The sequence below is a fragment of the Streptomyces sp. SAS_281 genome (genome assembly GCF_052542855.1).
The window spans coordinates 1-14,099 of record NZ_JBMNDO010000033.1; the positions used below are offsets into that span (position 1 = coordinate 1).

Annotated in this window: 11 protein-coding genes; 4 read left to right on the forward strand and 7 right to left on the reverse strand. The window is 73.0% G+C overall.

The genetic code is table 11. The annotated features are described in order from the left end of the window. Window positions 1-46: 46 nt before the first annotated feature. The 5 genes from ACN6LM_RS15140 to ACN6LM_RS15160 all read right to left on the reverse strand — a co-directional run bounded on the left by ACN6LM_RS15140 (window position 47) and on the right by ACN6LM_RS15160 (window position 3,891). Window positions 47-310, reverse strand: a complete 264-nt coding sequence (locus ACN6LM_RS15140; RefSeq protein ID WP_445065875.1) for a hypothetical protein — start codon at window positions 308-310, stop codon at window positions 47-49. Window positions 311-415: 105 nt separating this feature from the next. Next, window positions 416-1,279, reverse strand: a complete 864-nt coding sequence (locus ACN6LM_RS15145; RefSeq protein WP_445065876.1) for a 1,4-dihydroxy-6-naphthoate synthase — start codon at window positions 1,277-1,279, stop codon at window positions 416-418. Beyond that, entirely contained in the window at window positions 1,254-1,958 is a 705-nt protein-coding gene (locus tag ACN6LM_RS15150; protein ID WP_445065877.1) for a futalosine hydrolase, read from the reverse strand. Before ACN6LM_RS15150 ends, ACN6LM_RS15145 begins: the two co-directional genes overlap by 26 nt. A gap of 1 nt (window position 1,959) precedes the next feature. Next, a complete protein-coding gene (locus ACN6LM_RS15155; RefSeq protein ID WP_445065878.1) occupies window positions 1,960-2,448 on the reverse strand; it encodes a DUF2771 domain-containing protein in 489 nt (162 codons plus the stop codon). A 27-nt stretch (window positions 2,449-2,475) separates the two neighbouring features. Beyond that, window positions 2,476-3,891, reverse strand: a complete 1,416-nt coding sequence (locus ACN6LM_RS15160; RefSeq protein WP_445065879.1) for an MFS transporter — start codon at window positions 3,889-3,891, stop codon at window positions 2,476-2,478. Between the two features lie 412 nt (window positions 3,892-4,303). Here ACN6LM_RS15160 and ACN6LM_RS15165 point away from each other — a divergent pair, with 412 nt between their 5' ends. The 3 genes from ACN6LM_RS15165 to ACN6LM_RS15175 all read left to right on the forward strand — a co-directional run bounded on the left by ACN6LM_RS15165 (window position 4,304) and on the right by ACN6LM_RS15175 (window position 9,663). Continuing rightward, complete coding sequence (locus ACN6LM_RS15165; protein WP_445065880.1) at window positions 4,304-5,227, forward strand: DUF3027 domain-containing protein; 924 nt, start codon at window positions 4,304-4,306, stop codon at window positions 5,225-5,227. Between the two features lie 302 nt (window positions 5,228-5,529). Then, window positions 5,530-8,715 (forward strand): sacsin N-terminal ATP-binding-like domain-containing protein, encoded by a 3,186-nt coding sequence (locus ACN6LM_RS15170; protein WP_445065881.1) that lies wholly within the window; start codon window positions 5,530-5,532, stop codon window positions 8,713-8,715. A 207-nt stretch (window positions 8,716-8,922) separates the two neighbouring features. Next, on the forward strand, window positions 8,923-9,663 hold the full coding sequence (locus tag ACN6LM_RS15175) for a calcium-binding protein (RefSeq protein ID WP_445065882.1): 741 nt from the start codon (window positions 8,923-8,925) through the stop codon (window positions 9,661-9,663). Window positions 9,664-9,682: 19 nt separating this feature from the next. On the opposite strand, the gene ACN6LM_RS15180 is transcribed toward ACN6LM_RS15175, so the two are convergent. Beyond that, a complete protein-coding gene (locus ACN6LM_RS15180; RefSeq protein WP_445065883.1) occupies window positions 9,683-12,076 on the reverse strand; it encodes a cation-translocating P-type ATPase in 2,394 nt (797 codons plus the stop codon). A gap of 98 nt (window positions 12,077-12,174) precedes the next feature. Then, window positions 12,175-12,441, reverse strand: a complete 267-nt coding sequence (locus ACN6LM_RS15185) for a DUF2530 domain-containing protein (protein WP_445065884.1) — start codon at window positions 12,439-12,441, stop codon at window positions 12,175-12,177. A 187-nt stretch (window positions 12,442-12,628) separates the two neighbouring features. Here ACN6LM_RS15185 and ACN6LM_RS15190 point away from each other — a divergent pair, with 187 nt between their 5' ends. Beyond that, complete coding sequence (locus ACN6LM_RS15190; RefSeq protein ID WP_445065885.1) at window positions 12,629-14,083, forward strand: NCS2 family permease; 1,455 nt, start codon at window positions 12,629-12,631, stop codon at window positions 14,081-14,083. Window positions 14,084-14,099: the final 16 nt, after the last annotated feature.

Here is a 14,099-nt window from a genome sequence, read left to right on the forward strand (position 1 = left end):
GGGGGGGGTACCCCCGGCCGGGGGCACCCACCTCCTTCTCTGCTGCCTAGTCGCTGGGCGCCATTGTCGGCATCCCCTCGGCCGGGACCCCCTCCTCGATCACCGCGAAGGACTCGTGGATCTCGCATTCCTCCGGCGTCCTGTCGGCGGGACCCGCGCACTCCGACGGGTCGATCGCGGGCTTGCTCCGGGCCGGCTGCCCGGTCTCCGAGGACGGCGACGCGTCGTCCGAAGCGGCCGAGCAGGCGGTCGAGCCCAGCAGAGTGAGCAGGACGACGGCCGCGGAGGCCGCGGCGGTGCGGGTACGCATGTGGAAACCCCCCAGGGTTGATTGCCGGCGTCGGACGCGCCGGCCGGTCAACCATGTCACCCCGCAGCGCGTCCGTGGCGTGCGGTACGTGAAGGAAGCGTGCGCTCAGACGAAAGACAGCGCGTCCGGCGCCAGCGGCGGGACCAGGCCCTCGGCCGCCGCGCGGGTCAGCAGGCCGCGGACCGCCGCGTAACCGTCCTCGCCCAGGTCCGCGGTGAACTCGTTCACGTACAGGCCGATGTGCTGGTCCGCGACGGACGGGTCCATCTCCTGGGCGTGGGCGAGGACGTACGGACGGGAGGTCTCCGGGTCGTCCCACGCCATCCGGACCGAGGCGCGGGCCGATTCGGCGAGCAGCTTCAGCCGGTCCGCGCCCAGCGAGCGCTTCGCGATGATGGCGCCGAGCGGGATCGGCAGGCCGGTGGTGTCCTCCCAGTGCCGGCCCATGTCGGCCAGGTTGTGCAGGCCGAAGTTCTGGTACGTGAAGCGCGCCTCGTGGATGACCAGACCGGCGTCGACCTTGCCGTCCCGGACCGCGGGCATGATCTCGTCGAACGGCATGACGACGATCTCGCCGACCCCGCCCGGCACCACGTCGGCGGCCCAGAGGCGGAAGAGGAGGTAAGCGGTCGAGCGCTCGCTCGGTACGGCGACGGTCTTCCCGGTCAGGTCGGTGCCCGCCTCGCGGGTGAGGACGAGCGGGCCGCAGCCCCGGCCCAGCGCGCCGCCGCACGGCAGCAGCGCGTACTCCTCCAGGACCCAGGGCAGCACCGCGTACGACACCTTGAGCACGTCCAGCTCGCCGCGCTCGGCCATGCCGTTGGTGATGTCGATGTCCGCGAACGTGACGTCCAGCGCCGGCGCGCCGGGGACCCTGCCGTGCGCCCAGGCGTCGAAGACGAACGTGTCGTTCGGGCAGGGCGAGAAGGCGATGCGCAGCGCGTCAGCCTGCGGTGTCGTCTCGGTCATGGCGGGTCCAGCCTTCCAGTACGGGTATGAGCTTGCCGAACGCCTCGGTCAGCGCGGTCAGCGCGTCGCCGATGCGCCAGGCGTCGCGGTCGCGCGGGCCGACGGTGTTCGACACGGCCCTGATCTCCAGGACCGGTGTGCCGGCCAGGTCCGCCGCCTCGGCGACCCCGAAGCCCTCCATGGCCTCGGCGACGGCGTGCGGGTGGGCGGCCAGCAGGGCGGCGGTGCGGTCCGCCGTGCCGGTGACGGTGGAGACGGTGAGGATGTCACCGGTCGCCGCCCCGGTCGCCCCGGCGGCGGCGCGGACGAGGGAGCGGGGCGGGAAGTGCGCGGCGCGGCCGAAGCCGAGCTCGGTCACGGGCACGAAGCCCGCGGAGGTCTCGGCGCCCAGGTCCGCCGCCACGATGCGGCGGGAGACGGCCAGCGAGCCGACCGGCGCGGCCGGCGCGAATCCGCCCCCGATGCCCGCTGAGATCACCAGGTCGTAGCGGTCCGCCGCCAGCGCGAACGCCGTGGACGCCGCCGCGGCGGCCGGGCCCGCGCCGCCCGCGAGCACGTCCAGGGGGCCGGCGCGGTGGATCTCCGCGCCGCGGATCCAGTGGGCCGCCGGCTCGGCCCCGTACGCACGCGTGACCGCGTCCCGTTCCACCGGGACCGCGGTCACGACGAGTACACGCACGTCAGTCGGTCTTCTCCAGCTTGAAGTGCCAGATGCCGATCACCTTCGCGCCCTTGGTCTCCACGATGCTGATCTGCGTGTTCTTCGGGGCCGGCGCGCCCGTCTGGCTCTGGCTGGAGAAGAAGGCGCTGCCCGAGATGGACCGGTAGGTCTTCTTGAACGGCTCCGGCTCGCCGCGCTGGCCCTCGATGAAGAGCGTCCAGCCGTTGTCCGCGACCTCCGGGTCGACCCCGAAGTGGACCGTGTCCGACATCGAGACCTTGACGGTCTTCTCCGCCTTCTTGTTGAGGCACTTCTCGGCCTCGGAGTTCTTGAGGGCGTCGCCGTCGTTGTAGCAGGCGGCCTCGGAGCTCACCGAGTTGTCGCCGACCGTCACGGTGGCGAGCGGCGTCGGCTTGTCGCAGGCGGAGAGGACGAGGAGTCCCGCGGACACGGCACCAAGAGCGACGCCGATTCGACGGCCCTTACCGGAGAAGAACGCAACGGTCATGGGCCGAAGGCTATCGGTCGCTCCCGCTCACGCCACGCGGGGGTGCGGCGAGCCGCGCCGCGCGGCGCCCAGCAGCCCCCGTACGGAGGCGGAGGCGCCCAGTGCCAGCAGCCCGGCGGCGACGGACATGCCCAGTACGCCGTTGAGGGGGAGGGCGATGCCGATCGCGCCGCCCGCCACCCAGGCCATCTGGAGCAGCGTCTCGGAGCGGGCGAACGCGGAGGTCCGCACCTCCTCCGGCACATCGCGCTGGATCATCGCGTCGAGCGACAGCTTCGACAGTGCCTGCGTCAGGCCCGCCGTCGCGGCGAGCGCGGCCACCATGACCGTCGAGAAGAAGACCGCCGCCAGGATCGCCACGCCCAGGGCCAGGCCCAGCACCGAGGCGATGATGATCTCCGGTCCGCGCGCCCGCAGCCAGGAGCCCACCGCCGTGCCCAGCGCGTTGCCCACGCCCGCCGCCACGCCGACGATGCCCAGGGAGATCGCGGCGCTCTGCCCGGCGAGCGGGTGCTCGCGCAGCAGGAACGCCAGGAAGAAGATCAGGAACCCGGAGAGCGCGCGGTGCGCCGCGTTGGCCTGGAGGCCGTGCAGCACGGACGGGCCGACCGACCGCAGCCCCGGCCGCCGCTCGCGGCCCTTGGCCTTGGCCCCGCCCTTGGTCCCCGCCTTGGTGGAGGGCGGCCGCGGCGCGTCCTCGCCGTGCGGCGGTACGAGCTGCGCCCGGCGCTCCCCCTTCGCCGAGTCGACCTTGGGCGGCAGCGTGAACGCCAGCATTCCACCGCCGACGAAGATCGCGCACGCGCCGTACAGCGGCCACTGCGGGCCGATCGTCTGGAGCCCCGCACCGACGGGCGCGGCGGCCCCGGTGGCCAGCAGCCCGGCGAGGGTCACCCGCGAGTTGGCCTTCACCAGCGAGAACTTCGGCGGCAGCAGCCGTGGCACGACGGCGCTGCGCACCACCCCGTACGCCTTCGAGCAGACCAGCACGCCGAGTGCCGCCGGGTACAGCTCCAGGCCGCCGGTGGCGACGGCGCCCGACATGGTCAGCGCCAGCACCGCCCGCGCCAGCATGGAACCCGCCATCGCGGCGCGGCGGCCGTGCGGCAGGTGGTCCAGCAGCGGGCCGATGACGGGGGCCAGCAGGATGAACGGCGCCATCGTCACCGCGAGGTACAGCGCGACCCGGCCGCGCGCCTGGTCCGTCGGTACGGAGAAGAACACGGTGGACGCGAGCGCGACGGTGATCATCACATCGCCCGCGCCGTTCACCGCGTGCAGCTCGATCAGCTTGCCGAGGCCGCTCTCACCGGCGCCGTGCGCGTGCGTCGCCCTGCGGATGCCCCGGGCGGTGCCGGTGAAGGGGACGCGCAGGGCATGACCGATCGACCGGCCCGCACTGCGGAGCGGGCCGGGACCGTCGTGCGACCTGGCAGAAGCCACTTGGTCATAGTGCCCCAGGACCGGGCCGGGCGAACCGGTCTCCCGGCGGGGCGCGGTCGGGACCGCCCCGTCGGGTCAGTGCCCGGCCGGGTCGCGGGGCGCGGCGCGAGGCGGGGAACGGCTGTGCGCGGAGGCCGGTCCGGGGTGCGGATACGGCGGCGTTTCGGACGGCAGGTGGGCGGGGAGCGGCGGAGAGGGTAGCGTGCGTAGCGCGCCACCGGCGGTTGTTCTCGGCCGCGCGCCTCTCGGCGATCCCGCAGAATGGATCGTGGAAGGCGTGCCCGAGCTCGGCTCAACGGGTGTGGACGTCGACGCGGCCCCCAGGTCCGCTCCGTCCGCGACCGTATGGCCGAAATCGATGGTCGATGTGTTGGCGCGCTCGTGAGACTGGCGTAGGAGAGAAGCGAGACCTGTGAGTGCTGCGACGACGCGAGGCCGTACGGCCCGTACCGCCCGTACCCCCGCTCCCGACCGTCTGTGCGCCGAGGCGGTAGACCTCGCCCGCGCGGCGGCTGAGGAGGCGGCCGCGCCGGGGGTCGTGGGTGAGCATGTGGCGGTGGTCTCCGAGGGGGACCGGGTCGTCACGCATTACTTCGAGTGCAAGGACCCCGGCTACCGGGGCTGGCGCTGGGCCGTGACGGTCGCCCGCGCCTCCCGCGCGAAGAACGTCACGCTGGACGAGACCGTGCTGCTGCCGGGCAGCGACGCGCTGCTCGCGCCGGAGTGGGTGCCGTGGAGCGAGCGGCTGCGGCCGGGCGACATGGGGCCGGGCGACCTGCTGCCGACCGAGGCGGACGACCTCCGGCTGGAGCCGGGGTACACCGGCGCGGACGAGGTCCCGCCGAACTCGGTGGTCGCCGCGGTCACCGGTGAGCTGGCCGACGTCGTCGACGTGGAGGACGCGGAGCTGACGACGCGCCCGAAGGCGCCGCTGCGCGGGTCGATCGCGGCGGTCGCGGAAGAGCTGGGCCTGCGGCGGGCGCGGGTGCTGTCCCGTTACGGGCTGCACGCGGCGGCGGACCGCTGGGACGAGGAGTTCGGCCCGAAGACGCCGATGGCGCAGGCCGCGCCGGCGTCGTGCGCGTCGTGCGCCTTCCTGATGCCGCTGGCGGGCTCGCTGCGGCAGGCGTTCGGGGTGTGCGCGAACGAGTTCGGCCCGGCGGACGGGCACGTGGTGTCGCTGTCGTACGGGTGCGGGGGGCACTCGGAGGCGGCGGTCATGCCGAAGCCGCCTGCGGCGGTGCCGCACCGGCTGGACACGGTGCGGGTGGACGAGTACCCGCTGCACGGTGAGGCTCCCGCCTCCGGGGGCTCGGAGGAGCCGGGGCCCGCGTAGCCGGGCGGGCGCCCGGGCCCACGCGGGCTCGGGTTGCTCCGGCGGACCGGTTCCGCCCTCGAACGCCGGACGGGCTTGAAGGGCCGGCCGGCCCCGATGGGGCCGGTGTCGGCCTTCGGATGCGGTGGGGCCCCTTGCGGACCCGTGCGCGGCCCGCGTGGATCCAGCCCGTCCGGCGATTGAGGACGGAACCCTTGGGGTGGGATCGCGCACCCCCGGGGGACGGCGAGTCGGAGGGCCCGGGCGGTACCCGGTAGCTTCGCGGGGTACGCGTTACCGGCACCGGCAGAGGGAGTACCCCCATGGGCATCAACGCGACGGAGGGCGACCCGTTCGGCACCGCCCGGCTGCGGCGTGGCGTGCTCGCCGCCTGGGGCGCGGGACCGGCCCGGTTCCGGGAGGACGCCAACGCCGAGGAGGACCTCGCGCTCGGCGGCTACCGCGACCGCCTCGTGGTCGAGCTGGCCCAGAACGCCGCCGACGCCGCCGCCCGCGCCGGAGTCCCCGGCCGCCTGAGGCTCACCCTCCGCCCCGCCACCGACGGCACCCCCGCCGTCCTCGCCGCGGCGAACACCGGCGCGCCCCTGGACGCCACCGGCGTCGAGTCGCTGTCCACGCTGCGCGCGTCCGCGAAGCGCGAGGGACACGAGGGCGCCGTGGGCCGGTTCGGCGTCGGGTTCGCCGCCGTGCTCGCGGTGAGCGACGAGCCGGCGGTCACCGGCCGGCACGGCGGCGTCCGCTGGTCCCTGGCGGAGGCCCGCGAACTCGCCCGGGAGGCCGCCGTCGGAAGCCCCGGCCTGGGCGACGAACTGCGCCGCCGCGACGGCCACGTACCGCTGCTGCGCCTCCCGCTGCCCGCCGAGGGCACCGCGCCCGACGGCTACGACACGGTCGTCGTGCTCCCCCTGCGGGACGGCGTCGCCGAGGACCTGGTCGAACGGCTGCTGGCCGCCGTGGACGACGCCCTGCTCCTCACACTCACCGGCCTGGAAGAGGTGGTCGTGGAGACCCCGGAGGGCGTACGCACCCTCCGCCGCTCCCAGCACGGCCCGTACACGCACATCGAGGACTCCGCGCACGGCACGCACCGCTGGCGCACCGCCGTCCACCAGGGCCCGGTCGAGCCCGCCCTGCTCGCCGACCGTCCGCTGGAGGAACGCCTCCGCCCGCACTGGTCGGTGACCTGGGCCGTCCCGGTGGACGCGGAAGGCGCCCCGGTCCACCCCCGTACCGCACCCGTCGTCCACGCGCCGACGCCCACCGACGAACCGCTCGGCCTGCCCGCGCTGCTCATCGCCTCGCTGCCGCTGGACACCACCCGCAGGCACCCCGCCCCCGGACCGCTCACCGATTTCCTGGTGCAGCGCGCCGCCGACGCGTACGCGGAGCTGCTCGGCGACTGGGAGCCGGTGTCCGTCGCGACGATCTCCCTGGTCCCGGGCCCGCTCGGACAGGGCGGACTGGACGGCGCCCTGCGCGGCGCGATCCTGGAGCGGCTGCCGCGCGTGGCGTTCCTGGAGCCCGCCGCCCCGCGCGACCCGGCCGCCGAGCCGGAGCGCTGGGAGGGCTGGGACGGGGACGAGGACGTCCGCAAGGAGACCGTCGGGCTGCGTCCCGTCGAGGCCGAGGTGGTGGAGGGGGCCGGAGCGCTGACGGTCGCCGTGCTGGCCGAGGTGCTGCCGTGCCTGCTCCCGGCGGGGCTGGAACGGCGCGTCGAGCTGCGCACGCTCGGCGTCGCCCGCGTCCCGCTGACCGAGGCGATCGACCGCCTGGCCGGCCTGGAACGCGAACCGGCCTGGTGGCGCCGGCTCTACGACAGCCTGGCCGGGGTGGACCCGGACCGGCTCTCGGGGCTTCCCGTGCCCCTGGCCGGCGCCACCCCGGACGCGCCCGCCCGCACCACCATCGGCCCCCGCCAGGTCCTGCTCCCCCTGCCGGACGCCCTGTCCGGCCCCGTTCTCGACCGCCTCGGCCGGCTCGGGCTCAAGGTCGCGCACCCGGACGCCGCGCACCCGCTCCTGGAGAAGCTGGGGGCCCTGCCCGCCACGCCGCGCGCCGTGCTGACGACCCCGCAGGTGCGGGCGGCCGTCGCCGGGTCGCTGGACGCGGGGGAGGTCTGGGACGAGGACGCGCTCGACGGCGACGAGCTGGTGGAGACCGTGCTCACGCTGGTCCGGGACGCCGCTCTGGAGCCCGGCGAGGAGCCCTGGCTCGGTGCGCTCGCACTGCCCGACGAGGACGGCGAGCTCGCCCCCGCCGGGGAACTCGTGCTGCCGGACAGCCCGTTCGCCGGAGTCATGCGCGAGGGCGAACTCGCGCTGTGCGACGCGGAGCTGGCCGAGCGCTGGGGCGAACAACCGCTCACCGCCTGCGGGGTGCTCGCCACCTTCGCGCTCGTTCGGGCCACCGATGTCGTCCTCGACCCGGACGAACTGGAGCCCAGGGACGGCGATTTCGCGGAGCCGGACGACGCCGGGCTGCTGGACGCCGTGGACGTGTGGTGCGAGGACATCCTCGACCAGCTCCCCGACAGCCCGGTGCCGCCGGTCGCCACCGAGCTCGTCGCCGTACGCGATCTGGACCTGGTGGACGACGACGCCTGGCCGCAGGTCCTCGCGATGCTCGCGCAGCCGCCGCTGCGGGACGCGCTCACCCAGCCGGTCCGGGTGCTGCTCCCGGACGGCACCACGGAGTCCGTCCGCCCGTACACCGCCTGGTGGCTGCGCGACCACCCGGTGCTCGACGGCCGCCGCCCGGCGGGCCTGCGCACCCACGGCGGCGACCCCCGGCTCGCGGGGCTGTACGACTCCGCCGACGCGACCGGCTTCGAGGACGCCGAGGTGCTGCGCGCCCTGGGCGTACGGACCTCGGTCGACGCCCTCCTGGACGAGCCGGGCGGGGCCGCCGAGCTCCTGGGCCGGCTCGCCGACGAGGACCGCCCGGTCACCGCCGTCCACCTGCACGCGCTGTACACGGCGCTGTCCGCGCTCGACCCGGAACAGGTCACGCTGCCGGACGAGTTGCGGGCGGTCGTGGACGGCGAGGTGCGGGTGGTCGAGGCGGCGGACGCGGTGATCGCGGACGCGCCGGACCTGCTGCCGCTCACCGGCGGGCTGCCGCTGCTGCCGGTCGCCCCGGCCCACGCGGCGGAGCTGGCCGAGCTGTTCCAGGTGCGGCGGCTCGGCGAGAGCGTGGAGGCCGGGGTCACGAGCGACGGCGAGGAGCACGAGGTGCCCGAGTCCGTGCGCGTCCTGCTGGGGCCCGCCACCCCGGACACGTACGTCGAACACGACGAACTCCGCGCGGGCGGCGTGGAGCTGGACTGGCGGCGCACCCCGGACGGCGTGGTGCACGCCGCGACGCTGGAGGGCGTCGCGGCGGGCCTGGCCTGGGCCTCCGGCCAGTGGCCCCGCCGCTTCGAGGTCGCGGCGCTCCTGGAGGACCCGTCCCGCACGCGGGAACTGGCCCGGGACCGCTGGTTCGACTGAGCGGTGGCTCCTGCCGCGGGCCGTACACCCGAGGCCCCCATACCCGTGGCCTATACAGCGATTTGGGCGATCTCCGCAGAATCTTCAAATCCTGCACAACCGTTCACATCGTTCACCCGTCTGGTCTGTTGAGTCGTCCCGACTCGACCGACCATCGGCCCGTACGGTCCGCGTGCGGACCGGGCCCTTTCCCGCGGGGAAACACACATGCGCATGCGCACAACCGCCGCCGTCGCCGTCGGCACCCTGGCCCTGACCGCCCTCGCCGTGCCGGCCGCCCAGGCCGACGGCGGTTACGGCGACACCGCCATCACCAAGGTCACGGTCAACGGCGGCAAGAACGTGGTCGTCGGCACCAGCCTGGTCAAGAAGTTCACCGTCTCCGTGACGGCGAAGGACGACTCCGGGATCGCGGGCGCCGACATCAGCGTGCACGGGCCGGGCTTCGGCTACATGTCCAGCAAGACCACGTGCTCCGGCAGCACCTGCTCGGCGACGTTCTCCGTCGACCCGAAGGTCGATCTCCCGTACTCCAACGACTACGCGGGGACCTGGTACGTGGACGCGTGGGTGGACGCCAACGACGGCGACTACATCTGGACCGAGAAGGCCCGCTCCTTCAAGTTCCAGCGGGCGTCGCGACAGACCGTCAACGCATCCCCCGAGCCGGTGAAGAAGGGCAACACCATCACCGTCACCGGCTGGCTCTCGCGTGCCAACTGGGACGACTTCAAGTACCACGGCTACACGAACCAGTCCGTGAAGCTGCAGTTCCGCAAGAAGGGCAGCAGCACCTACACCACGGTGAAGACCGTCAAGACGAACAGCAAGGGCGACGCGAAGACCACCGTCAAGGCGTCGGTCGACGGCTACTGGCGCTACAGCTTCGCCGGTACGTCCACCACCCCGGCCGCCACCGCCACGGGTGACTACGTCGACGTGAAGTAGTCCGGCCAGGGCCGCCGTTTCACCCTCCGAAGCGGCGGCCCACCAGCCGCCACGCGTACTCCAGCGCCACCGACGCCACCACCGCGATGCCCACCGCCGTCCACGGCATCTGGCTGCCCACCAGCTTCAGCGCGAAGAAGTCCTGGAGCCACGGCACCGCGAGCACCACCAGGAACGCCAGGCCCATCGCGGCCACCAGGCAGATCCGCCACCAGGTGTACGGGCGGGCGATGATCGCCAGGACCCACATCGAGACCAGGAACAGCGTGAGCGTGGCCGCGCTCGTCTCCGCGTCCAGCGCGCCCGTACCGGAGTAGTGGTGCCCGGCGATCAGGTACGTCACGAAGGTCGCGACGGCGGCGATGACGCCCGAGGGGATCGCGTACCGCATGACGCGGCGTACGAAGTGCGGCTGTGCGCGCTCCTTGTTCGGGGCGAGGGCCAGGAAGAACGCCGGGACGCCGATCGTCAGCGTCGACAGCAGGGTCAGGTGGCGGGGCAGGAACGGGTACTCGACCTGGAAGCAGACCACCAGGACGGCGAGCAGCACCGAGTACACGGTCTTCGTCAGGAACAGGGTGGCGACCCGGGTGATGTTGCCGATCACGCGGCGGCCCTCGGCGACCACGGACGGCAGGGTCGCGAAGCTGTTGTTCAGCAGCACGATCTGGGCGACCGCACGCGTCGCCTCGGAGCCCGAGCCCATGGAGACGCCGATGTCGGCGTCCTTCAGCGCGAGGACGTCGTTGACGCCGTCGCCGGTCATCGCGACCGTGTGGCCGCGCGACTGGAGGGCGGCGACCATCTCCCGTTTCTGCTGCGGGGTGACCCGGCCGAACACCGCGTTCTGCTCCATCGCGGTGGCCATCTCGTCCCTGTCCTCCGGCATCCGGCGCGCGTCCAGCGGGTGCTCCGCGCCCTCCATCCCGAGCTTCGCGGCCACCGCGCCGACCGAGACCGCGTTGTCGCCGGAGATCACCTTCGTGGCGACCCGCTGCTCGCCGAAGTACGCGAGGGTCCGCCCCGCGTCGGGCCGCAGCCGCTGTTCCAGTACGACGAGGGCGGCCGGCTCCGCCCCCTCGGCCGCGTCCGGCGCGTCCAGCTCGCCCCGCGCCCGGGCGAGCAGCAGCACCCGGAGGCCCTGTTCGTTGAGGTGCCCGATCTCCGCGAGCGCCGGGTCCTCCTCGGACAGCAGCACGTCGGGCGCGCCGAGCAGCCAGGCGGAGGAGGCGCCGCCGTCCTCGGTGAAGGAGGCGCCGCTGTACTTGCGGGCGGAGGAGAAGGGCAGCGTTCCGGTGGTCGTCCAGCCGCTGTCCGCCGGGGCCGGGTAGGCGTCGATGATGGCCTGGAGGCTGGCGTTCGGCCGGGGCTCGGACGCGCCGAAGGCCCCCAGGACGCGGCGCAGATACGGTTCTTCGGAGCCGCCCAGCGCGCGCAGCTCCGTGACGTCCATGCCGCCCTCGGTGAGCGTGCCGGTCTTGTCCAGGCAGACGACGTCGACGCGGGCCAGGCCCTCGATGGCGGGCAGCTCCTGCACCAGGCACTGCTTGCGGCCCAGGCGTACGACCCCGATCGCGAAGGCCACCGAGGTCAGCAGGACCAGGCCCTCCGGGATCATCGGGACGATCCCGCCGACGGTGCGGGCGACGGAGTCCTTGAAATTGTGCTCCTTGACCACCAGCTGGCTGATCACCAGGGCGGTCGCGGTCGGCACCATCATCCAGGTGATGTACTTCAGGATGGTCGAGATGCCGCTGCGCAGCTCCGACCGGACGAGCGTGAAGCGGGACGCCTCCTCGGCGAGCTGGGCGGCGTACGCCTCGCGTCCGACCTTCGTCGCGGTGAACGCGCCGCCGCCGGCGACCACGAAGCTGCCGGACATCACCGTGTCGCCGGTCTTCTTGAGGACCGGGTCCGCCTCACCGGTGAGCAGGGACTCGTCCACCTCCAGGCCGTCCGCCTCGGCGACCGTGCCGTCCACGACGACCTTGTCCCCGGGGCCCAGCTCGACCAGGTCGCCGAGGACGATCTCGGAGGTGTGGATCCCGGCGGCCTTCCCGTCGCGCCGGACGACGGGTTTCGACTCGCCGATGACCGCGAGGCTGTCCAGCGTCTTCTTGGCCCGCCACTCCTGGACGATGCCGATACCGGTGTTGGCGATGATCACGAAGCCGAACAGGCTGTCCTGGATCGGCGCGACGGCCAGCATGATCACCCAGAGCACGCCGATGATCAGGTTGAAGCGGGTGAAGACGTTGGCCCGGACGATCTCGGTCAGCGACCGCGAGGACCGCACCGGTACGTCGTTGACCTCGCCCCGCGATATGCGCTCGGCGACCTCGGTCGCCGTCAGCCCGCGTCCGGGAGCGCCGGCGCGCTGCTCCCCGGGAAGTTCGGATGCCCGCTGCGTCATGGTTCCGACGGTACGGGCGGATGGTCCGGGGCACCCGCCGGAGCGGACGAAGACCGTACCGGGGGAGGACGGGAATCGTCCCGTGGTCGTACGGGGGCTCAGTCGCCCTGGGCCGCCGCGGCGGCGGCCGCGCGCTTGAGGGCCGCGTCACGGCCCCGTACGTACCAGATGCCGATCAGGCCGAGGCCCGCGCCCGCCAGGCAGGTCCACACCCACCACAGGTGGCCGTGGTCGTCGTACCAGCCGTAGAAGGGGATCTGGACGAGGAAGAGGACGAACCAGAGGATGGTGCCGCCGGTGATGGTCGCGACGACCGGGCCCTCCAGGGGCTCCGGTGCCTCGTGCTTGGGTGTCCACTTCGCCATGCGGCCAGTGTATGCGGCGCGTATATAAACGCCGTCGGGCCAGTCGGCCCAAGGGTCTACGCGCGGAGATAGCGATCTTCGCCTTATGTATTCATACTGAATCTGCTTACGGCTGGCTCGAATTATTCGTGTGAAAGTCCAAAGCTGACCACTTTTGATCCCCTCTACGTACGTACTGAGGTCATACATGTCCCCCTCGGCCACCGCTAAGGTCGACGCCACGTCGCCTCCGCCCTCCCCGTCCTCGGGCGGCCTCGACGGCTTCTTCAAGATCTCCGAGCGGGGGTCGTCGGTAGCCCGCGAGATCCGTGGCGGATTCGCGACCTTCTTCGCGATGGCCTACATCATCGTGCTGAACCCGATCATCCTGGGCAGCGCGAAGGACATGTACGGCCACCAGCTCGACGGCGGCCAGCTGGTCACCGCGACCGTGCTCACCGCCGCGTTCTCCACGCTGCTCATGGGTGTCATCGGCAACGTGCCCATCGCGCTGGCCGCGGGCCTCGGCGTCAACACCGTCGTCGCCCTCCAGCTCGCCCCCCGGATGAGCTGGCCCGACGCCATGGGCATGGTGGTCCTCGCGGGCATCGTGGTCATGCTGCTGGTCGCGACCGGGCTGCGGGAACGCGTGATGAACGCCGTACCGGGCTCGCTGCGCAAGGGCATCGCGATCGGTATCGGCCTGTTCATCCTGCTCATCGGCCTGGTCGACTCGGGCTTCGTCTCCCGCATGCCGGACGCCGCGCACACCACCGTGCCGCTCCAGCTCGGCTCCGACGGCCACCTCAACGGCTGGCCGGTCCTGGTCTTCGTCCTGGGCGCGCTGCTCACCCTGATCCTGATCGTCCGCAAGGTGCCGGGCGCGATCCTGATCTCCATCGTGGCGATGACCGTCGTCGCGCTGATCATCGACGCGGCCGCGGACCTGCCGGGCGAGGCGTGGGGGCTGACCGTGCCCAAGTGGCCGGGCAACCCCGTGGCCACCCCGGACTTCGGTCTGCTGGGTCACTTCAGCCTGTTCGGCGGCTTCCACAAGGTCGGCGTCCTGACCGGCATCCTGTTCGTCTTCACCGTGCTGCTGTCCTGCTTCTTCGACGCGATGGGCACCATCCTCGGTGTCGGCGACGAGGCGAAGCTGACGGACGCCAAGGGCAACTTCCCGGGCATCAACCGGGTGCTCCTCGTGGACGGTGTCGCGGTCGCCGCCGGTGGCGCCACCTCCTCCTCCGCCTCGACCTGCTTCGTGGAGTCCACGGCGGGCGTCGGCGAGGGCGCGCGCACGGGCCTGGCCAGCATCGTCTCCGGGCTGCTGTTCACGGTGGCGCTGTTCCTCACGCCGCTGGCGACGATGGTCCCCTCGCAGGCGGCCACCCCCGCCCTGCTGGCGGTGGGCTTCCTGATCATCGCGGGCTCGGTGCGGGACATCGACTGGAGCGACTTCACGCTCGCGATCCCGGCGTTCCTCGCGATGGTCATGATGCCGTTCACGTACTCGATCACCAACGGCATCGGCATCGGCTTCATCGCGTTCAGCGTGCTGCGGCTGGCCACCGGCCGCGGCCGGGAGGTGCCGGCGGCGATGTACGCGGTGTCGGCGGTCTTCGTCTTCTACTACATGATGCCGGCGCTCGGCCTCACGTAAGGGCGGGGCGCGGGCC

What these genes read in the sequence shown, in the direction of transcription:
- ACN6LM_RS15170 (WP_445065881.1), top strand. Translation starts at nt 5,530, where the DNA reads ATGGGCATCAACGCGACGGAGGGCGACCCGTTCGGCACCGCCCGGCTG.
- ACN6LM_RS15145 (WP_445065876.1), bottom strand. Translation starts at nt 1,279, where the DNA reads ATGACCGAGACGACACCGCAGGCTGACGCGCTGCGCATCGCCTTCTCG.
- ACN6LM_RS15175 (WP_445065882.1), top strand. Translation starts at nt 8,923, where the DNA reads ATGCGCATGCGCACAACCGCCGCCGTCGCCGTCGGCACCCTGGCCCTG.
- ACN6LM_RS15140 (WP_445065875.1), bottom strand. Translation starts at nt 310, where the DNA reads ATGCGTACCCGCACCGCCGCGGCCTCCGCGGCCGTCGTCCTGCTCACT.
- ACN6LM_RS15155 (WP_445065878.1), bottom strand. Translation starts at nt 2,448, where the DNA reads ATGACCGTTGCGTTCTTCTCCGGTAAGGGCCGTCGAATCGGCGTCGCT.
- ACN6LM_RS15180 (WP_445065883.1), bottom strand. Translation starts at nt 12,076, where the DNA reads ATGACGCAGCGGGCATCCGAACTTCCCGGGGAGCAGCGCGCCGGCGCT.
- ACN6LM_RS15185 (WP_445065884.1), bottom strand. Translation starts at nt 12,441, where the DNA reads ATGGCGAAGTGGACACCCAAGCACGAGGCACCGGAGCCCCTGGAGGGC.
- ACN6LM_RS15190 (WP_445065885.1), top strand. Translation starts at nt 12,629, where the DNA reads ATGTCCCCCTCGGCCACCGCTAAGGTCGACGCCACGTCGCCTCCGCCC.